General features: G+C 38.2%; 16 protein-coding genes and 1 pseudogene. 11 read left to right on the forward strand and 6 right to left on the reverse strand.

The annotated features are described in order from the left end of the window. Nucleotides 1-311 precede the first annotated feature (311 nt). The 6 genes from J1899_RS20145 to J1899_RS20170 all read left to right on the forward strand — a co-directional run bounded on the left by J1899_RS20145 (nt 312) and on the right by J1899_RS20170 (nt 6,271). Nucleotides 312-1,328 (forward strand): SIS domain-containing protein, encoded by a 1,017-nt coding sequence (locus J1899_RS20145; RefSeq protein WP_343216730.1) that lies wholly within the window; start codon nt 312-314, stop codon nt 1,326-1,328. Nucleotides 1,329-1,459: 131 nt separating this feature from the next. After that, nucleotides 1,460-2,725: an ABC transporter substrate-binding protein gene (locus J1899_RS20150; protein ID WP_214476280.1), complete on the forward strand. Its 1,266-nt coding sequence runs from the start codon at nt 1,460-1,462 to the stop codon at nt 2,723-2,725. A 126-nt stretch (nt 2,726-2,851) separates the two neighbouring features. Continuing rightward, nucleotides 2,852-3,736: a carbohydrate ABC transporter permease gene (locus tag J1899_RS20155; RefSeq protein WP_214476282.1), complete on the forward strand. Its 885-nt coding sequence runs from the start codon at nt 2,852-2,854 to the stop codon at nt 3,734-3,736. A 3-nt stretch (nt 3,737-3,739) separates the two neighbouring features. Then, nucleotides 3,740-4,591, forward strand: coding sequence for a carbohydrate ABC transporter permease (locus J1899_RS20160; RefSeq protein ID WP_214476284.1), 852 nt, complete (start codon nt 3,740-3,742; stop codon nt 4,589-4,591). 27 nt (nt 4,592-4,618) lie between these two features. Beyond that, nucleotides 4,619-5,431 (forward strand): PfkB family carbohydrate kinase, encoded by an 813-nt coding sequence (locus J1899_RS20165; protein WP_214476286.1) that lies wholly within the window; start codon nt 4,619-4,621, stop codon nt 5,429-5,431. A gap of 81 nt (nt 5,432-5,512) precedes the next feature. Beyond that, nucleotides 5,513-6,271 carry a GntR family transcriptional regulator gene (locus J1899_RS20170; RefSeq protein WP_214476288.1) on the forward strand — a complete coding sequence of 253 codons (759 nt, stop codon included), beginning with the start codon at nt 5,513-5,515 and terminating at the stop codon, nt 6,269-6,271. A 107-nt stretch (nt 6,272-6,378) separates the two neighbouring features. Here J1899_RS20170 and J1899_RS20175 read toward each other — a convergent pair whose 3' ends face one another. Beyond that, nucleotides 6,379-6,933, reverse strand: coding sequence for a DUF7686 domain-containing protein (locus J1899_RS20175; protein WP_214476290.1), 555 nt, complete (start codon nt 6,931-6,933; stop codon nt 6,379-6,381). Nucleotides 6,934-7,016: 83 nt separating this feature from the next. Then, nucleotides 7,017-7,580, reverse strand: coding sequence for a transposase (locus J1899_RS20180; protein WP_214476292.1), 564 nt, complete (start codon nt 7,578-7,580; stop codon nt 7,017-7,019). A gap of 276 nt (nt 7,581-7,856) precedes the next feature. On the opposite strand from J1899_RS20180, the gene J1899_RS20185 reads away from it, so the two are divergent. Both J1899_RS20185 and J1899_RS20190 read left to right on the forward strand, forming a co-directional pair. Continuing rightward, nucleotides 7,857-9,212 carry a sodium/glutamate symporter gene (locus J1899_RS20185; RefSeq protein WP_082851594.1) on the forward strand — a complete coding sequence of 452 codons (1,356 nt, stop codon included), beginning with the start codon at nt 7,857-7,859 and terminating at the stop codon, nt 9,210-9,212. A 175-nt stretch (nt 9,213-9,387) separates the two neighbouring features. Further along, nucleotides 9,388-10,389 (forward strand): GTPase, encoded by a 1,002-nt coding sequence (locus J1899_RS20190; protein WP_214476294.1) that lies wholly within the window; start codon nt 9,388-9,390, stop codon nt 10,387-10,389. A 168-nt stretch (nt 10,390-10,557) separates the two neighbouring features. Here the strand turns inward: J1899_RS20190 and J1899_RS20195 are convergent, their stop codons facing one another. Further along, nucleotides 10,558-10,812, reverse strand: coding sequence for a hypothetical protein (locus J1899_RS20195; protein WP_214476296.1), 255 nt, complete (start codon nt 10,810-10,812; stop codon nt 10,558-10,560). 400 nt (nt 10,813-11,212) lie between these two features. Here J1899_RS20195 and J1899_RS20200 point away from each other — a divergent pair, with 400 nt between their 5' ends. Both J1899_RS20200 and J1899_RS20205 read left to right on the forward strand, forming a co-directional pair. After that, complete coding sequence (locus J1899_RS20200) at nt 11,213-13,651, forward strand: EAL domain-containing protein (protein WP_214476298.1); 2,439 nt, start codon at nt 11,213-11,215, stop codon at nt 13,649-13,651. A 322-nt stretch (nt 13,652-13,973) separates the two neighbouring features. Further along, nucleotides 13,974-14,330 carry a hypothetical protein gene (locus J1899_RS20205; RefSeq protein WP_214476300.1) on the forward strand — a complete coding sequence of 119 codons (357 nt, stop codon included), beginning with the start codon at nt 13,974-13,976 and terminating at the stop codon, nt 14,328-14,330. Nucleotides 14,331-14,440: 110 nt separating this feature from the next. Here the strand turns inward: J1899_RS20205 and J1899_RS20210 are convergent. Beyond that, nucleotides 14,441-14,871 (reverse strand): annotated as a pseudogene (locus J1899_RS20210) (transposase); the annotation flags it as partial. 569 nt (nt 14,872-15,440) lie between these two features. Here J1899_RS20210 and J1899_RS20215 point away from each other — a divergent pair. Beyond that, nucleotides 15,441-18,476 carry a DEAD/DEAH box helicase gene (locus J1899_RS20215; protein ID WP_214476302.1) on the forward strand — a complete coding sequence of 1,012 codons (3,036 nt, stop codon included), beginning with the start codon at nt 15,441-15,443 and terminating at the stop codon, nt 18,474-18,476. Nucleotides 18,477-18,534: 58 nt separating this feature from the next. Here J1899_RS20215 and araB read toward each other — a convergent pair whose 3' ends face one another. Continuing rightward, nucleotides 18,535-20,211: a ribulokinase gene (gene araB / locus J1899_RS20220; RefSeq protein ID WP_214476304.1), complete on the reverse strand. Its 1,677-nt coding sequence runs from the start codon at nt 20,209-20,211 to the stop codon at nt 18,535-18,537. A gap of 2 nt (nt 20,212-20,213) precedes the next feature. Beyond that, nucleotides 20,214-20,819 carry a KpsF/GutQ family sugar-phosphate isomerase gene (locus J1899_RS20225; protein ID WP_214476306.1) on the reverse strand — a complete coding sequence of 202 codons (606 nt, stop codon included), beginning with the start codon at nt 20,817-20,819 and terminating at the stop codon, nt 20,214-20,216. Nucleotides 20,820-20,829 lie beyond the last annotated feature (10 nt).

The raw sequence follows: 20,829 nt of genomic DNA on the forward strand, positions 1-20,829 counted from the left end.
TAGACTGAAGGAGAATTTTAAACATTAATTATCGACAAAAAATGATGAAAAAGGAGATATATTTATTTTCTTAATTATCGTTTTAAAACGTATGTGATTCCATTGAATTTTTATTAAAATTGCCTGCTGACTCTATATTGAAATCTAAAATCCTGACCTTTGTCTTGCGGATGGCGTCATAAAGATCGACAATTATCGCCAAAATGCGGGGCGTCACTGTGACGAATAAAGATATTGACAATTAACAATATTCAGTTTTATGATACTAATTAATATAACGTCATATGATGTTATAAATTTTCGGAGGTGGAATGATGAAACAAGAAAGTGGAGTATTGGTGAGTAATAAGTCTATGAAGCCGGAACATGTGGAGCAGCTCGAAAATGTGATTGAGGCTGTGAAGAGCAGACAGATTAAGAATGTTTTCTTTATCGCTTGTGGAGGTTCGATGGCTTCTCTGTCACTGGGTGATTACTTTTTTACGAAAGAAACAAGTGTCGCATCCTTTGTCTACACATCAAATGAATTCATCCATCGTAATCCAAAGTCTTTAGGCCAGAACAGCTTAGTTATTCTCAGATCTCATTCTGGTACAACTCCTGAAACCGTAAAGGCTGCAAGCTTTGCCAGACAAAAAGGTGCTCTAACCGTTGCCATATCAATGGAAACAGATTCTCCTCTTTGTCAGTCATCAGAATATATCATTCATTACAACTATAAAGATGGCTCAGATGCGATCGATGGTGAAACAGGAATGTTCTATAGCTTAATCTTCCAGCTTTTAAATGTATTTGCCCCTAACGAAAAATTTGCACGTGTAGTCACACAATTAGCTCTTCTCGAAGATCTGTACACAAAAAACAGAGAAAAATTCGCTGAAACAGCAGATACCTTTGGCAAAAAGAACAAGCGTGAAAATATCATCTACACCATGGCCAGCGGAGCCTACATCCATCAGGCATATTCGTTTACAAGCTGCCTGCTGATGGAAATGCTATGGATTCATTCAAACGCCATTCATTCCGGTGAATATTTCCACGGACCTTTCGAGGTAACAGATTATGATGTACCATTCCTCTTAATCCTAGGAGAAGGTCCAAGCCGCCCACTCGATGAACGCGCATTAAGCTTTGCGAAAAAGTTCAGTGAAAAGGTCGAGGTTGTGGATGTAGAAACGTTAATATATGAAGGAATTGACGAAGATCTTAAAGAATACTTTGGTCCAGCGATCATTGGAGTTGTGCTCCGTTTGTATGCGGATGCTTTAGCAGAGCATACAGGCCACCCGCTGTCTGTACGAAGATATATGTGGAAAATGGACTATTAATCTCGTAAAGCTTAATGGATGAAGGGTTTTAAAAAAGTGCGTAATAGGCAGGGAAAACATCACGGAATCCGCCTATGAGATCTAGACAGTCACTCGCTGCCGAAAACCGCCATATTTGGGGGAGGCTTATCATGAGAGGGAGAAAATATTGGGTCTTATTGCTCGTAATCGTATCAATATTGTCCGCCTGCAATTCCAGCGATGGAGCCAGTTCAAGTGAAGGAAAAACTGAAATAGACTTTTTCCACCGGTGGCCAAATGAGCCGAGAAAATCCTTTTACGATCAAAAAATTGAAGAGTTTATGGAGCAAAATCCGGATGTCCATATTAACGTTGATTATGTGTTAAATGATTCCTACAAAGAAAAAATTAAAGTGCTTGTCTCCAACGACAACCTGCCTGACATCTTTTCATCTTGGTCTGATTCATTTGCAAAAAACCTGGTATCCTCAGGAAAAATCTTGCCTGTCGATGATATTTTAAAGGAAGACACCGAATGGTCTTCTAAGATAGTAGAATCCCAGTTTAAAGGATTTACTTTTGATGATGCGACATACGGTGTTCCATTCACAGTTGACGGTAAAGCTTTCTTCTATAATAAGAAGGTCTTTGAAGAGCACGGAATTGAAATTCCAAAAACATATGATGAATTTATCGCTGTCTTAGATGACCTGCAAAAGGCTGGCTACGAGCAGCCATTAGTAGAAGGACTAACAAATACATGGGCCATCTCCCATTACTTAGGCACAATCTTTCAAAGATTAGTAGACCCTGAAGTGCTAGCAACAGATTATAGCTTGGAAAATGCCGAATTTACAGATGAAGGTTATATCAAAGGTCTTGAGGTTTTCCAAGAATTAACCACTTATATGGGCGATGTCTCGACTGCAATCGATCATGAAGCTGCCCGGAATATGTTCGGCAGCGGTGAAGTTCCGATTCTTTACATGCAATTTGCTGAGATTAAACTTGTAGAGGAAATTGGAGATGTAGAATTTGGTTTCTTCGACTTCCCTTCCTTTGAAGATGGCAAAGGCGATCAAACAGCTTTAACTGGCGCTCCTGAAGGCTGGATGTTAAGTAAAAACGCCCCTGAGGAAGCAGTAGAATTCTTGAAATTCTTAACTTCTAATGAGACAGCTTTCAGTTTCACGGAAACAGACGGACAGCTTAATGCCATTGAAGGATCCGTGACAGCTGAAAATGCAAATGAAACGAGTTTGGAAGCTTATGATCTTGTGTTAAATGCGACGTCTGTTTCACCATGGTTTGATAATGCTCTAGATATCAATGTAGCTGATGTATTTATGCGAGGCAGTCAAGGTCTTGCCACTGGCCAATCGACTCCCGCTGATATCTTAAGCGAGGTGCAGCAGACAGTAGAAGGCATGAAATAGAAAATATAACTTGATCGATGAGATACACACATAATATCCTAAAAATTCAAACAAGCTCCTTTCTTCTTAGGAAGATTGGAGCTATTCCTCAAATGGTTACATTATATCCGAAAGTAGGTGTAAAGGGTGGTCAGCAGAAAAAACAAATGGATTCCTTTCCTATTTCTTTTACCAAGCCTCTTATTTTTAGGAATCTTCATCTATATTCCACTTATTCAAAATTTCTATAATAGTCTCTTTGAATTTAGCGTTTTTTCCCAAACAAAAGAATTTGTCGGATTGAAGGCTTTTAAAAACCTATTCGAAGATCAGATCGTGACAACCGCTTTTATCAATAACATTAAATATGCTGTCCTTTCCGTACTGTTTCAAGTCTTTTTTGCATTAATATTGGCAGCTATTTTAGAAGATAAGCTCTTTCGAAGAGCAGCTCCTGTACTGCGGATTATTTACTTTGTCCCAGTTATGATATCCATTTCTGTTATCGCCCTTTTGTTTGGTTTCATATATAACCCGCAGATCGGAATCTTGAATAGCTTCTTGGAATTAATTGGTCTTGAGAATTTGGCCAAGCCGTGGCTAGGCAATAGCACCACTTCTATTTATGCCGTCATAGCGATGTCGCAATGGCAAAGCATCGGCTTCATTACAATGCTCTTTATCGTTGCGATTCAGAAAATTCCAAAAGAATTATATGAAGCAGCCGATATTGATGGTGCAGGCAAAATCAGAAAGTTTTTCAGCATTACGGTTCCACAAGTAAAAGAAACGATGTTTGTTAACCTGCTCATAACCGTAACCGGCTCTATGCTCGTTTTTAATGAGCCGTATATTTTAACAAATGGCGGACCTGGCTTTAGTTCTATGACTCTAGCAGTCCATATGTATCAGGAAGGCTTTGTGAAGGATAATATGGGCTACGCTTCAGCAATTGCAACGCTGATCTTCATTTTGACTGCTATTTTTGCAGTGATTCAAATTAAAGTCTCAGGTACAGGAAAGGAGGATTAAGCCATGTTTAAGAGCAAAAACCATTTTGGGACCGCTGCCTCATCTCTTTCCCGGAACATCACTTTTATAGGTCTGATTATTTTCTCGTTAATCATCCTTTATCCTCTATACTGGATGGTGATCTCTTCGTTAAAAAGCTATGATGAGATATACAACAATGTATGGGGATTACCGGAAGTTTGGCATTTCGAAAACTATGCAACCGCCTGGTCATTGGGAATTTCAAGCTATTTTCTCAATAGTGTAGTTGTGACAGGTGCAACGATCATTTTAGTCGTGTTCATTGGCTCCATGGCGGCATTTGCACTATCCAGATATAAATCCAAATGGATCGATATTTCGCTCTATATTATTATCGGCGGCTTGATGATGAATCCGCAGGTTGCGCTGATTCCTCTATTCGAACTGCTGACATGGATGGATTTGATTAATACAAGATGGGCGCTGATTTTAATCTATGTGGCTTACCGTTTGCCCCTAACCATTATTTTAATTCGTGCCTTCTTCTTAAGTATTCCGCGGGAGCTTGAGGAATCGGCGATTATTGATGGGTGCAGTGAATTTAAAATTTACACGAAAATTTATCTTCCATTATCGATTCCTATCCTTATTACAACAGTTGTTTTAACAGCTTACTTTGCTTGGAATGAGTTTTTATTTGCAACCGTATTTATTGATTCAAATGATTTAAAAACAATTCCTTCCGGGCTCATGAATTTCAGAGATGCTCTTCGTACAGATTGGGGCGTGCTGCTTTCAGGCATGGTGATCGCTTCGATCCCGATGATCATTCTGCTGATTTTTCTGCAGAAGTATTTGGTTAGAGGATTGTCTGAGGGGTCTGTTAAAGGATAGTACACACATATAATAGGAGGAAACACGATGAAACTGATTGCAATTGGTGATAATGTAGTAGATTGTTATTTGGACCAGGATATTTATTATCCTGGCGGAAATTGTGTGAATGTAGCTGTCAATGCCCGGCGTAATGGGGCAGAACAGGTTTCCTATATCGGGATTTTCGGGAATGATGAGAAAGCGGACCATATCAAATATGCTTTAAAGCAGGAAGATATAGATTTCCAGTATTCCAGAACCGTCATGGGACTTAGCGGCCAGCCGCGGGTTACACTCGAGAATGGAGACCGCATTTTTGTCGGAGGTCCCAAAAACACGGTACAGCGAATGTTTAAGCTTCAGCTTATTGATGATGAGCTGGAATATACCAAAGGATTCGACCTTTGTCATGTAAGCTGCTATTCTTCGATGGAAAGTGAGCTTGAGAAGCTGTCAAAAATTATTGAGATCTCCTATGATTTTTCCGGCCGAAAGGATATGGATTATATACGTTCTATTGCTCCCTATATCCAATATGCCTTCTTTTCAGCAGCAGAATTATCGGAAGCAGAGCTAGCTGCTTTTATTAAGGAATTAAAAGCTTTACCATTTGGGGTTTTTACCTTAACAAGAGGCAGCGAACCGGCTTTATTTTTCGAAAATGGCGTTCAATATGAGCAGAAGCTAAACCCTATTTCAATTGTGGATACGATGGGTGCCGGTGATAGTCTCATTGCAGGCTTTCTTGTAAACTACAAAAACGGAGACAGCATGCCATCTGCTATTGAAAAGGCTACTCTTTCTGCTGAAAAGACGTGCGGGATGTACGGCGGATTCGGATACCCTAAAAAAATGTAAAATTATTGTATTCAATCCTCTCCTCATGTAGAGTAAAATTACAAAGTAACAGAAGAAAAAACAGCTATAGGAGAGTATGAAATGAGCCATGAAAAATCGGATGTACAAATAGACGGCCCAGTCCCCCTATACGAGCAAATTAAGGCTGGGATTAAAGAATACGTGAAAAAACACGACCTTAAGGCCGGACAAAAAATACCGAATGAAGCAGAGCTTTGTGACCTCTTTGAAGTTAGCCGCATTACCATCCGAAGAGCGATCAAAGAACTGGTGGAAGAAGGATTTATTGAGATTATACGCGGCAAAGGTACCTTTGTGAAAATTGCTAAAAAGGACCTTCATCTTTTAAACCTTAAAGGATTTACAGAAGGATTATCAACTGGGGAAAAGGAAAACCATATTCAAAAAGAGATTAAGTATAAGGAAATCATTGAAGATACATCAGAGATTGCCAAAGCATTCGGCACTGGACACACTTCCTTTTTAAAACTGATTCGGGTAGTGAAAGATTCCCACGGCCCCTTCAGTGTTGATTTCGCCTACTTCCCCACCAACCTATACCCTGGCATAGAAAGCAAAATTACTGACGATACATCCACCTTTGCGATCATTCGAGGACATTATCACATCAAATTCACCAAAGTAGAGAAAGAAATTGAATACAGCCTGCCTACCCAAGAAATATGCACATACCTTGGGATCAGCAAAACCACCCCCGTCATCCTAATAAAAAAAGTCATCTACGGAACCTATGGAACACCCGTGCACTACTCCAGATACTACTTAATTGGAGAACGAGTTAAATTTTATATTGATGCAGAATACGACGTGTCACAGTGACGCCCCGAGTTTTGTCGAATTTTCGCAAACAAAAAAACTAGCAGTATAGCATTTGCTACTGCTAGTTTTTTTGTTTAGTCATACTCCCCAACAGAATACTAGTCAATCTAATCTGTTTGATCATACATTTTTACTTTTATTTGAAATCCTTCGTAAGACATAATTAGTCTGCCCACTTCTTCCCATGTGTAGGCTCTCCCATCAATAATAATGAGCGGAAGACCTTCTGCGAATTCATCATACTCAATTCGGCCAGCAAAATGATCTTTGATCAATGACTCATATGGCTGGCCGCTTAGAAAAACTTTAGATTCGATATATTTCTCTTTGATTCCTTTTTTTGTTTTCTCAATTAATCTATTGAGCAATTGCTGCTGCTCATCCTCCAGTTCACCGTGGACAGCAAAAGTATAACCAAACTCAATATTCTCCTTTGCCTCCATGAAGATTCCAATGGGGTATAATCGAGTCTCTACAAGAAAAGTTCGAACAACTCCTTCAGAATCCTTTAACGAAAAGGATTCCAGCAACTCCTCTAGCTCAACCTCCAGTTCACCAGCCATGTATTCGTTATAACAATCATTACATAAACTCAACTGATCATCTTCTATTGATAGGTGTATTTTGGCCTCTCTCAATCCACAAGCATCACACTTAGCCATGGAATTCACCTGCTTTTTTTAACTACATTTTATCATATATGTCATTAATCTATTTTCGACATGGTTCGAGGAATTTCGGGGCGTCACTGTGACGCCGGCCAAGGTTTCTCTTTCAAAAACCGAAAATACTGCTCCCGCCTTTCTTCTTTTGTTCCCTCAAAACAATCTAGAATGCAGTCAATGTTTAGGTAGCGTGGTGTTTCCATATCAGTCATAAAGTATTGCATGCTGCTCCATGGGTATTGATCAGGACTTTTCACCATAAGGGCTTCTACTGGATTCAGGTGAATATAGCGGCTGACCGCTAATATCGATCTTTGGTCAACCAGGATGTCATCAAAAAATCTTTTTTCATAGACATGACCAGTCAGTTTATATTTCGTATTGTAGTAGTTTGCGTATTTTTTATTAATCAGGGCCATTAATTTGCTGATGGAAATGATTTGAGAACGGAGCTGCAGGTGGTAGTGGTTGTTCATGAGGCAATAAGAGGTGATTTCGAAGGGGTATTTGTCGTAAATGTCTTCCAGATTGTAAAAAAAGACATCATAATCTTCCCAGTCCATAAACAAAGGATCCCGGCGGTTTCCTCTGCTCACAACATGATAATGACATTCTGGTACGTATATTCTTTTTTTGTACGGCATTAAACTGTTTCCACATCCTTTTTGAAATTTTAAATTTGATTAACTTGCTGGGAATTTTTTTAGCATGAAACATATTAAAGAGGAAACAACTAATTGGGGAGCATAGCTTATACATTCAACAGCAACGTTTTAACTCCTCTATTGCTTTGCATAAATCTTCATTACATGGAGGAATATCGACAAAAACCACGATTTTTCGGGTGGTCACTGTGACGCCCCGAATAAAATAATGTATACTTAAAAGTGAATCTAGTTTACATAAAAGGGGGAGTCAGTTTGACAGAATTCACAATTTGGGGTTTTTTGGTTGATTTCAGTTTGATGTCCGGGTTGATTTTACTTGGAACAATTTTAAGAGCAAAGGTTAAATTCCTGCAGGCGTTGTTCTTGCCAGCCAGTATTATTGGAGGATTTATCGGGCTAGCTCTTGGTCCATTCGGCGCAGATCTTCTGCCATTTTCCGATCAATTTTCTTCATACCCAGGATTATTAATTGCCTTTATTTTTGCAGCCATTCCAATTGGTGCAGCGAAAGTACAAATTAGAGAGATTATCCATCGGGTTCGGGAAATGTGGTCTTACTCCATGCTTCTGACTACATTGATGTGGGGCGGCGGTGCTCTATTTGGTCTAGTTGTCATTAATCAAGTATTCCAAGACTTGCCTAGCGGATTTGGGATTATTTTAGGAGCCGGCTTTGTGGGCGGGCACGGAACAGCCGCAGCCATTGGAGATGGCTTTGCACAATATGGCTGGGACGAAGCCATGACGCTTGGCATGACATCTGCAACGATCGGTCTATTAGTAGCTGTCATCGGCGGACTTATTCTTGTTAAAAGAGGAACACAAAAAGGACATACACAATTTATATCCAGCTTCAAAGACCTTCCAACTGAACTGCGTACAGGGCTAATCCCCGCTTCAAAACGCGTACATATGGGTACAGAAACCATTTCTCCTAGTGCTATTGATCCTTTAGTTCTGCATATTTCGATCATGTTTTTTGTAGTTGGTGCAGCTTACTGGCTGACAGAAAGACTCGGCGAGCTTATTCCGGTCATTTCGATTCCATTGCTAAGTGTTGCCTTTGTGGTCGGGCTCATCTTCCAATTTATTATGCGTAAAACAAAAGCAGATTCCTACATCGACCAGCGAGTGATGGATCGGATCGGCGGAAGTGCTACAGATTATTTAGTTGTGAGCGGAATTGCCTCAATTAATTTAACGGTCGTTCTTGATTATGCTGTTCCACTCATTTTACTTTTTGTATTCGGTATCATTTGGGCTTACCTCATGTTCCGCTTTCTTGGACCGAACATTTTTAGAAACTACTGGTTTGAGAAATCTTTATTTGGATGGGGCTGGAGCACGGGAACGGTCGCAATGGGCTTAGCATTATTGCGCATCGTTGATCCTGAATTAAAAAGCAAAACCATTGATGATTATGCCTTGGCCTATATCGGCATGGTTCCGGTAGAAGTCGCCATCATCACCTTTGCACCAATACTGGCATTCTCTGGCTTGCCATGGGTCACACCGATTGTCCTTCTGATTACCGCAGCTATAATTGTTGTAGTTCATAAACGAGCTGGGGTTTGGGGCAGGAGAGTGTTGGACTCGAAGCAGGAATAAGTGGGTTTTGGGTGGGTTTTGGGGACAGGTTCCTTGACCCACTTTCTCGCATAGTTGAAAAACAGCCTTCCCATTAGTGGAAGGGCTGTTTTTTTTCGACAAATTCCGGGGTGTCACTGTGACAAGTGCAAATTCCGAGCAAATTTGCTAAAATTTTGTAAAAGGAGTGACGAATATGACAGATTTTAAATTCAATGAAAATGATTTCAATAAAGCCTATGATGATGAGATGAAAAAAGTAAATGAACAGCTTGAGAAAGAAATTGTTTTTGCCATGATTGGTGATGTTAATGCAGGGAAATCTTCTACATTAAACCGATTAATTGGGGAAGAAGTCGCTTCTGTTGGTGCCGAGCCAGGAGAAACTGTCATTGTAAAGAAGTATCCATACAAAGACAAAATCATATTTGCTGACACACCTGGACTTGATGATATTAATCATAAAAATTCCGAAGAAACGCTGAAGTTTTATAAAGAGGCAGATGTCATCTTATTTTTCTTAAATGCTGCAGGAACTGTGTTTTCCGAAGGTGAAAAGAAGCATTTTGACAATATAAGAAAAGTAAACAAGAACATCATCTTTGTTTTGAATAAAATAGATGCTGCTGAGGACATTCCTAATCTTGTAAAATATGTACAAGATAAAACAAACTACGATTTTAAAGTCACACCGATTTCCTCAAGAACTGGGCAAAACGTGGATATGCTCAGAAATGCTATCTTGGATATCCTTAAAGAAAAAAATAAAGACATTCTCTTTGCCAGGCAAATTAAAGAAAAGTCTTCGACGGCGAACAAATGGATTCTAGCAGCTGCCTCATCTGCCGCTGCTGTAGGTGCGGTGCCACTCCCTGGTTCTGATATTATTCCGCTTACCAGTATTCAAGTGGGGCTAATGGTAAAATTAGCAACATTATACGAAAAGCCGCTCTCTAAAGACCGGGCAAAAGAACTGGCAATCGCAACATTCGCAGGTAATATTGGCAAAAGCTTATTCAGACAAGCAGTAAAATTCATTCCCGGCGCTGGCTCCGCTGCAGGTGCAGGCATAGCCGGCAGTATGACGCTCGGATTAGGATATGCCATTAAATATGCGTATGAAAATGACATTGAACTAAATGCCGAAATCTTGAAGACTCTTTCTAAGTCTTTTATGAAGGATAAGGTTGAATCTTAAAAAAGCTAACGTTATGTTAGCTTTTTTATTTTGGCGGTGGGTTGTGGGTGGGTTGTGGGGACAGGTTCCTTGACCCAGTTTGCGGCGGGTTTTAGGGACAGGTTCCTCGACCCACTCTATTCATTCATACCTTTTAAACCCCAACACCATTCGACAAATTCCGGGACGTCACTGTGACGCCAGCAAAATAATTAGAGCTCCCCACACATAAGCAGCCATTAAGAAGTTCCCTAGAAATCCAATAATTGTGAAGATGTTTCTCCATTTAAATAGCCAGACAATCCCTATTATCGTTCCAATTGTACATATATAAATATCACCAAAAGTAAATATAGGCAGTCCAAACACGAAATGATCATAGAGCTGAAGCATAAGATTGATAATTAAAAAGGCAAAAGAAAAATACATTAATATTTTTTTCACGTAAAGATCCCCCAAGAATATTGTATTTGTAACTCTATCGCTGTCACTACCAGAGGAGCTTCTAGAAGATAGGAGTTTACTACTCTTATTTAGTGTAATTTTACACTAATAATAACAAAAATACTTAGTATGTCAAGCCTTATTCACTGCAAATATTTAAAGATCGCAAACTAAAATTGGATATCGCGTTCGACAAATTCCGGGGCGTCACTGTGACGCACATACGACGCACAAACAAGCACAAACAAGCACACCCACGCACTAGCCGCATATACAAACAAATACACACAAAACAGGAACAATCTTCCACCCCATATTTCCGCACAAATCGCTAAATTAATTATATAATGTGCTAAGGACAAAAGTACCACTTTCGCATCTAAGATCAGGAGGATCGTCCATGGTGAATTTACTATTTTATTTACTTGTTTGCTGTGTGATTTGTGTTTCTATATTGAATATAAATATATATGTAGCAAGTACGAGTGCTGGGAAGAAGTTGAAAGAGGTATTTTATATGCTATTTTTAGCTCTCCAATGTAGCGTAATTATTTCCTTTATTCCATACATATCTCTTTTAAGTATGAAAGTCATTAAATTATCAGAAGAAAGTATATTTCTTACTTTACAGAGTAGTATTTATACATATACTTCTAGCTTCATTATCTTCTTGCTATTGAATACTCTTGGAAAATTTACGATATATCCATCCAGAGTCGTAACCAATCAGAGGAAGGGAATTCTCGGCTATCTTTTATTAAGCGGGATGGTTGCCTCTTTTATTTTACTTTATATACATTATTTGCTGGGAAGCGTTTATTCTATCTCCATTCATATGAACGGCAAAATAATTGCTTACTCTTTCGTACTCTTATCAGCATCTATTTATAATATTGCAAGGATTTTCGAGCACCTTCATATAGACAGATTAATGCTCAATCGAACAAATACCTATGCAAAGAGTTCTGTTTTCTTTATCATATTTAGTATTTCTTACTCTTCTATTATTTATCTTTTTATAGAAAGTCTAGTTTATGGATTAAACTACTCTATGACAATCATTTCTTTAAGCAGCTTGCTTATATTGTTTATTATCACCATCAATTATATTGAAAACCAGATGATCTATCAGCATGGCCTTGTAGAGAAACAAAATATGAAATTAAAAATAAAGGAACAGCAATATAGATCATTATTTCAATACAATCCTGATGCTATTTTCATTTTAGATCTTGAGGGGAATCTTAAAGATGTGAACCCCTCCGTTTACCCTTTAACAGGCTACACTTCAGAGGAAATTCTGCAGCTCAAAATAAATGATTTATTGTATAAGGATGAAACCGAGAAATTAAAAACATTTCTTCATCAGATAAAAAAAGGAAGCAGTATTAGTTTTGAGACCTTTATCATTGCTAAAAATAAAGAGATCGTAAATCTCAAAGCGACAGCAACACAAATCAACATAGATGATTCTGTTACAGGCATATATGTCATTGCCCAGGATGTTACAGAACAAAATAAAGTTCAAAAAAGAGTGAACTTCCTGGCGTACCATGACGAACTCACCGGACTACTGAACCGGCGGGCAATATATAAAGAAGTAGACGACCAGATTAAAAAAGACAGCTTTTTTGCGACCATACTAATTGATGTTGATTTGTTCAAAGATATTAACGACCATCTCGGCCATGCTGCCGGGGATACTTTATTGAAATTAATTACTATGAGATTAAAATATGCCGTCCAGAAAAATGGTCTAATTGCCAGACTTGGCGGGGACGAATTTCTCGTCTGCTTAACCGAAGTCACAAACGCTAATGAAGTAAAAAAAATAATAGAAGAGATTCAGCTAGAGATGCAGAAAACCTTTAATCTAGAAGGACAGCAGAAGGAAATTACGTTAAGTATGGGAATCTCCTATTATCCGAAAGATGGACAAGACTATCATAAATTAATTAAACATGCAGATATGGCCATGTATGCTGCAAAAAAAGCTGGCCGCAATAATTACTCAGAGTATAAAGAATCTCTAGAGGAAAATATGCTGTCCAAAATTACGATGTATGAGGAATTGAAAGTTGCGATTGAAGAAGAACAATTTGAACTATATTATCAACCTAAACATAGTGCTAAAGATAAGAAAATTGTTGGTGCAGAAGCGTTGATACGCTGGCAGCATCCTACTAAAGGCTTTGTCAGCCCAGGCGAGTTTATCCCTTTAGCAGAAGAAACAGATTTAATCATTCAATTAGGCAAATGGATTATCAGACAAGCGCTTAAGCAATATAGTGATTGGGTAAAAGGAGCTGCAACCGAGTGTCATATATCCATAAATATATCTCCCAAGCAATTCCTTGATCCTAACTTTGTTCCTTATCTTATGAAAAGCTTGAAAGAATTCTCTGTTTCTCCATGCAAAATAGATATCGAGATCACTGAAAGTTTGGCGATTGAGAACACTGAACTCACGATTGAAAAAATAAAAATTCTCAAGGATCTAGGTGTGCAAATCACGATGGATGACTTTGGCACAGGCTATACATCCTTAACGATCTTATCAAAATTCCCATTAGATCGAATTAAGATTGATCAATCCTTTATTCGAGACCTTCCAAACCATCAAAGGCATGCCGCGATTGTACAATCTTTGATATCAATAGCAAGAAACCTTGGAATCCAAGTAACAGCCGAAGGAGTAGAAAACGAAGATCAACTGCAATGTCTTCATGAGTGGGAGTGCGATGAAATTCAAGGTTTTTTCTATAGCAGACCATTGCCGGCTAGTGCGTTTATTGAGTATTGGGTGGAGCATAATAGAGATCTTAAATCCGGGGCATAGTAGTTCGGGGCGTAGCGGGGCGTTCGGGTCGTCACTGTGACGCCCCGAAATTTGTCGATCATGGGTTATAGGGACAGGAACCTCGACCCACTATTTCATATACGGGCACTCTCGGTAGTTTGACAATTAGTTACCTTATTTTGGTTATAGCTTAAAAGGAAGATCTCTGTATTATTAGGTTTGGGGAAGTAAGAAAAAAGACTATAATTGACGGATCGCCGTATGTGATGAAAGTCATCCGTACGGTGAAGGCTCGATATAAAGCGAAGAGCTATAAGACGAGAATAGCGTAGTAACTGTCCCAACCGTAGGACAATTTTCTTTGATTGAAGGCGCAACCACTACTAGTATTTTTATATCTTTCTATAAAACAACTACAGAGTTTAAAAATGGAAGTATCAATTTCCAAGCTAACTTTGAATGGGACTTAAATGACATGGTCTTGTTAAATGGGGCTTGGACTAAAATTTCAGAGCTAGCTGTTACTGACGCTACAATTAGCGAAGACTCAAAAACGTTAACATTAACAAATGTAAATACCACTTCTGAAGTACGCGGAAGAGCCTCTACAAATATTGTACAAGGGCAGACATATGAAGTAACAATGACTGTTGATGCTGATGGAAGTAGCAATCAATACTCTCCTGTTTCTCAAAAGCTACCAGTTTCAATGAAATAAATGCTTCTTCAGAAAGAGGCTGGCACAAATAGTTTCAGCTATTGAAAAAAGTGAAATCGCCGAGCGATTTCACTTTTTCTTATATATTCTGATGTTCGATAGGCTAGATCTTAAGCTCCTCTCGTGTATTTTCTTATGTTCACGGCCATTAACGCGAGGCCGATTTCGTTATCGACTTTCGATTGCCCTCGAACTGAGAACCGAGTGAAACCTAAATTAGCCTTCAAGAATCCTAAAACTGGCTCTGCGTCTATTTTGCGTTAACGGTAAATGGCAGCCGTTTCTTCTTCCGAAAGCTTCGTCTTTACATATTCTTTTTGCTGTTCCATTTTTCTTTGATCATGAGTTTACGATTTGTACCTTCTTTCGCTTTTGTACAAAACGTTCGCAATGGGCAGCTTGAACAGTCCTCGCATTCATACGCTTTAACATGTCGCTGAAATCCTGTTTTATCTGTTCGTGTTGAATCGTACCGGAACGTGACCTTTTGTTTATTGGGGCAGGTAAACGTATCATTTTTCTCATCATATGCCCAGCCAGACAAACGTGAATTTATTGTCGTTGGCTTCTTGAGGAATACTCTCGACTAAGTGATGGGTGGAAAACGTGATATCATTTTTCTTGTAATTTTACTGCTAAATCTAAAGGCAAAATAATTTGATTCATGTTATAATCTTTAAACATAAGGACCCTTCTTTCTGGTTGAATTTTGTGTGGTAACTTTATTTTATCAGAAGTGGTCCTTATGTTTATTGAAGAAGAAATAAAAGCCGGTGGAAATTTTACTCGTCGTAAAATTTCACCGGCTTTTTCATCTTAGAAATCTGTTTGTCCCAGCCTGATTCTTTTTAGAAGCTTCTTAATTCGAGAATCCGATGATGCTTAACAACACTCTACAAAGCCCACCAACCCAAGAGTGTCATTGTACAGCGTCCTACAAAGGTATGAGAACGAACATTCCTTCAAAGCGTTATCTTAAAATATAAAAGCATTTTTTATATGAAAAAGTAAATTAGTTAGCTTTACATTGATTAAACCATTTGTTCGTTTGTGCTATCATAAACTTGAAGGTATTGTAAAATTTCTAGGCATATTGACAGGAGTGAAATGATGGGCAGTGTAGACGTACAGGCGGTGCTAAAAGCTTGGGGTTTAGTTGAAGCTATGGCTCCAGGAGAGGTTTCTGGAAAGAAAGCCGAATATAAAAAAGATTATTTTAAAAATAACGAGTCACGTAAACGAACTCGTAAGATAGAACATTATGAAAAACCTTGGGTAAATCACCAATTAAAAAATCAAAATGAACATAAAATACAGTTTCGGTATTACATGGGTTGTTACACACATTACAAACTTGTTGAAGTTCTTCGAGATATTTTTAAGAATGAAGATGAAATTATTAACAAGGATCTAAAATCCTTATTTAGCTTCACCTTTTTGGTTGATAACAATGGAAATTATATTGAAAACTCAATGTTTGTTCCTTTTCTTATGTATGCACTTAAAACAATGAAAAGAAACTCAAATATACAATACAAAGAACTAACTACTCCTTATCGTGATTTAATCCAACTATTTGAAGAAGATGCACAAAATATTTTTTTAAATGGAGTGACAAAAGATTCTTTAAACTTAATTCACGATGCTTACCTAAAATATTTTTATATTTTAGAGGATAACTCCCTAACTTATCTAGAAATTGAGATTAAAAAAATTGAATCTGCTTTCTCTTCCAAAAACTTTAATAGTTTCTATTTAGAAGATATAAAGCAAATTCTCGCAAAGGGAGAAAATGATACACTTCGTAGATTTATAAACGGTTCATCTTCAAATGAACGATTAGATATAAATGAAAATCGAAGCTATATTGAAGAGACTATCCAGCCAATTAACCTCCCTGATGGTCGCTGGCCATCGCCAGTAAAACATAGATTGTCTTTAATGCAACAGATTTCTGTAAATCAAATCTTAAATAATAACGAGAAGATTAGCTCAGTTAATGGACCTCCAGGAACAGGAAAAACTACACTTTTGAAAGATATATTTGCCAATATCATAGTTCAAAGAGCACAAGCAATGACTCTGCTGGACCAGCCTACTAAAGCTTTTACAAAAATAAAAACAATCCAACTCGAAGGTTACAATTATCCAATCTACGCTTTAGATCCAAAGTTAAGTAAGTATTCAATGGTAGTTACTTCTAGTAACAATGGTGCAGTCGAAAATATTTCTAAAGATCTTCCTAAATTAGATGAAGTTATTCGGTCTTCTAATAATGATTTTGATCGTGTATATGCTACTGAAGCAAAAGAATTATCCATGTTTCCATTGACTGCAAAAGAACTATTAGGTAACAACTATGAAACATGGGGTCTCTTCTCAGCAGCTCTAGGAAAAAATGAAAATATAAACACCTATGGTTCTACATTATTTAGAACAAATGATCAGGAATGTTTTATCGCAAAGCTTGAAGAGGAAAGTACAAATGTAAGTATACAAGATTGGGAAGATGCAATAAATGAATTTAAAAATATATACAATACAATTCAGCAAGAAAAGAATAAACTTCAAAAAGTATATGAGGAATTCAACGAGATTAAGGAATATAATAGGCAATTAAAAATAGTAACTGAAGAATTTACAAAAAATAAGGCAAAACATGCTAATGCACTTGAAAAGAAGAAACACCTTGAGCACCAAAAAATGCTCACCGAGCAGCAAATACATAATTCACCAAATATTCCTTTGATTAAAAAGCTCTTGGGGTTTAAAAATGTTAAGAAAATTGAACTGAAAAAAGAGCTAAACGATATTATTTCACAATTGAAGAGTGAAGAAGAAACTCTTTATTTAATGGGTAAGAAAACTAACAATAGCAATAAACAAATAATAGAATTAAAAATGAAAATTAAAATTTTCAATGATCAATTAAACCAGTACCAAAAGCAAGGTCTTGTGATCTCCGATGATCAGTATTGGTCGAATACCCCGGAGGCATATAAAAATAGACAATTAAATACTCCTTGGATTACCGATGAACTAAACTTTAAACGGGGGCAGCTGTTTTTAAAGGCTATGAAAATTCATAAGTTAATTTTGTGTTTTAATTATGCAGCAATTAAATCTACCGTACGCTTAATAAAGTTTCGCTCACAATTGAATCTTAACGATAAAGAACATAAAGAATATTTAAAAAACATGTGGCAGACAGCACACTTAATTACACCTTTAATCAGTACAACCTTTGCAAGCTTTAGTTCTATGTATAAAGGAATAGAGCATGATTTTATTGATTTCTTATTTATAGATGAGGCAGGGCAAGCTAGCCCTCAACAATCGGCTGGTGCAATCTGGAGATCTAAAAAGGTTATAGCAGTTGGTGATCCTGTCCAAATTGAACCTGTAATCACAATGGATCAAACTATATTAAGTGATATAAGAAAATATTACAAAGTAAATGATACGTTTATCGGAAAAGGCGTGTCTGTTCAAAACTTAGCAGATGCAGCAAACCCATATGGAACTTTTAATAGTTATGGTGACTGGATTGGAATACCCTTATGGGTCCATAGACGTTGTAAAAATCCTATGTTTTCTATTGCAAATATAATCGCATATGATAACAAAATGGTATTAAGCAATAATGGAGAAGGAAAAGGGGTTTGGTTTGACTGTAAAGGGGCAACATCAAATCGTCAATTTGTTAAAGAGCAAGGAGATTTAGTATCAGATAAAATTGCTGAGTTATGGAGAAAAACGGATAGTCCACCTAATGCATACGTCATATCCCCTTTTACTGAGGTTAAAAATGAAATAAAAAAACTTTTAAGAAACAGACTATTAGCTATGAATATTTCTAAAATAGAAGTAGAGAGTTGGCTAAGAAAATCAGTAGGTACAGTCCATACCTTTCAAGGTAAAGAAGCCAATATCGTTTTCTTTGTAACAGGGACAGACGAAAGCACAGATGGGGCTGCTAATTGGTCCTGTTCCAAACCAAACTTGATAAATGTTGCTGTTACGCGAGCTAAAGAAGAATTTTATATCATCGGTGATCATGAACGCCTATCTAAAAAACCATACTACGCTAATATCTCAAATAATGTAGAATTAATAGATGTTAATAAATTTGCTATTAAAAACTAGGGGAAAAAAGGACAGATAAATTCCTGTCCTTTTTTTGTTTATTGAAGATTTCGAGGCATCACTCTCCTCGTATCCCAATGTCTGAACGCAGTCCCTTCAATCTCTTCATAATCCCCTTAAACTCGACTCCAAAATAATGATAGAGGGTTTCATATTCCTTGTATAAGCTGTCATAGACTTTTGTGTTTTCTGGGTTCGGATAGTATACTTTGTCATTTAGTTTGCCCATTGCCTGGCCGGCTTCGAAGACATCGTCATAGCCCCCGCGTTCTGATCCGGCAGCTACCGCGCCAAAAATCGCGCTTGCTAGAGCAGGGCCCTGTGAACCGCCTCCCACTTTAACTGGCATATTGATGACATCAGCGTATATTTGCATAACAAGCGGATTTTTCTGTGCAATTCCTCCTGAAGCAAAAAATTCATTAACAGGAACGCCATTGTTTCTAAATGTTTCAATGATTTTTCTTGTTCCATAGGCGGTGCCTTCAATTAGCGCACGGTAGATATCCTCTGCTCTTGTTTGAAGAGTCAGACCGACGATCATGCCTGTTAAATCAACATCAACAAGTGTTGAGCGGTTGCCATTCCACCAGTCAAGAGCGATTAGCCCATTTTCACCTGCTCTCAGCTTTTCAGCCTTCTTCGTTAAGAACTCATGGATACTAACTCCTTCATTCTTAGCTTGTTCATGGTACTCTGCAGGAACACAATGATCTATAAACCATCCGAAAATATCACCGACACAATTTTGCCCTGCTTCATAACTGAAGAAGCCAGGAACAATTCCATCCTCTACAACACCGCAAATGCCTGGCACTTGGTGTTCTTCTTCACTTAAAATTAAATGACAGCTGGATGTTCCAATGATATCGAGCATTTTTCCGGGACCATCAATTTTCACCGCTGGAAAGCACACATGGGCATCAGCATGCGCGATTGCAACAGCAGTTCCTTCTTTTAAGCCCGTTAATTCTGCCGCTTTTTTCGTTATTTCTCCTGCTTTTTGTCCAATTGGCGTAATATCCGTGCTCAGTTTATCTTCTACTACATTTTCCAAGCGAGGATCTAATGATTTAAAAAATTCCTGATCCGGATATCCGTCTTGTTTATGCCAAATTGCCTTAAATCCGGCAGTACAGGCATTTCTCGTATGAACACCAGTTAGCTGCCACACCGTCCAGTCAGACGCTTCAATGAAGTAATCAGCTTCGTCATAAATATGCGGCGCTTCATCTAATACCTGCCAAATCTTCGGGAAAATCCACTCAGAGGATATCTTTCCGCCATAGCGGCTGAGCCATTTTTCTCCTCTTTGTTCAGCCATTTCATTTAATTTATTTGCTTTATCCTGTGCGGCATGATGCTTCCATAGCTTTAAATAAGCATGTGGCTCATCTTTATATTGATCCATAAAACATAACGGAGTGCCATCTGCTTTAATTGGTAAAACAGAACAAGCAGTAAAGTCTACACCAACGCCGATAACATCCACCGCTGAAACGCCAGATTGCTTCAGAACAGCTTGAATAACGGTTGACAGGACCTCTAAATAATCCTGCGGATGCTGAAGGGCCCAATCTAACGACAATTTTTTCCCGCTTGGAAGTTCTCCATCAATAACTCCATGCGCATAATCATGTGCAACTGACGCTAATTCTTCACCTGTTACTACATCTACTAAAACGGCACGTCCTGAAAGGGTGCCGAAATCCAATCCAATAGTATACTTTGACATCCTTATTCCCCCTTCTGAGTGAGAGCTTCTCCCACTTTTCCGCCAGGATGGATGACTGCAAACTGCTCTTTTGTAAAGCCTTTAAACCGGGTCATTGCAATAGCGATCGCGTCAAAAAGGGCAATGGCTGCAATTGTACTAGATGTTGCCAGCATGTTAAAATCATCCGGTTCCTTTGAGACTTTCACTTTTAAAATATAGTGTGATTGCTGGGCAATGTATGAGTTTTCCGCTTCGGTTACAGCTATCAACGTTGCACCTTTTGCTATGCATCCTGGAATCAGATTGTTGATCTCCTGGGTTGCGCCACCTTTAGAAAAGGCAATCACAATGTCCTCTTTTTGGACCACACCAAGTGCACCATGTACGGCATCGGATGGTGTTAAAAATAATGATGGGCACTCTACACAGCTTAATGTATGTGCAATTTTTTTCGCTGCTGCCCCTGAGGTTCCACAGCCCGTGGTAATAATTTTCCCTTGGCAATTCTTGATCAGTTCAAAAACCGTTTCAACCTGTTTGTGATCAAATGTATTTTTCACTTCAAGAATCGCTTCGGCTTCTTTTGTTAACGTATCATTAACTGAATCTATCACATTAGCAAACAATCTAAACACA

Origin of the sequence: Cytobacillus gottheilii (genome assembly GCF_018582665.1) — a bacterium.
GTDB classification, from domain to species: Bacteria; Bacillota; Bacilli; order Bacillales; family Cytobacillaceae; genus Cytobacillus; species Cytobacillus gottheilii.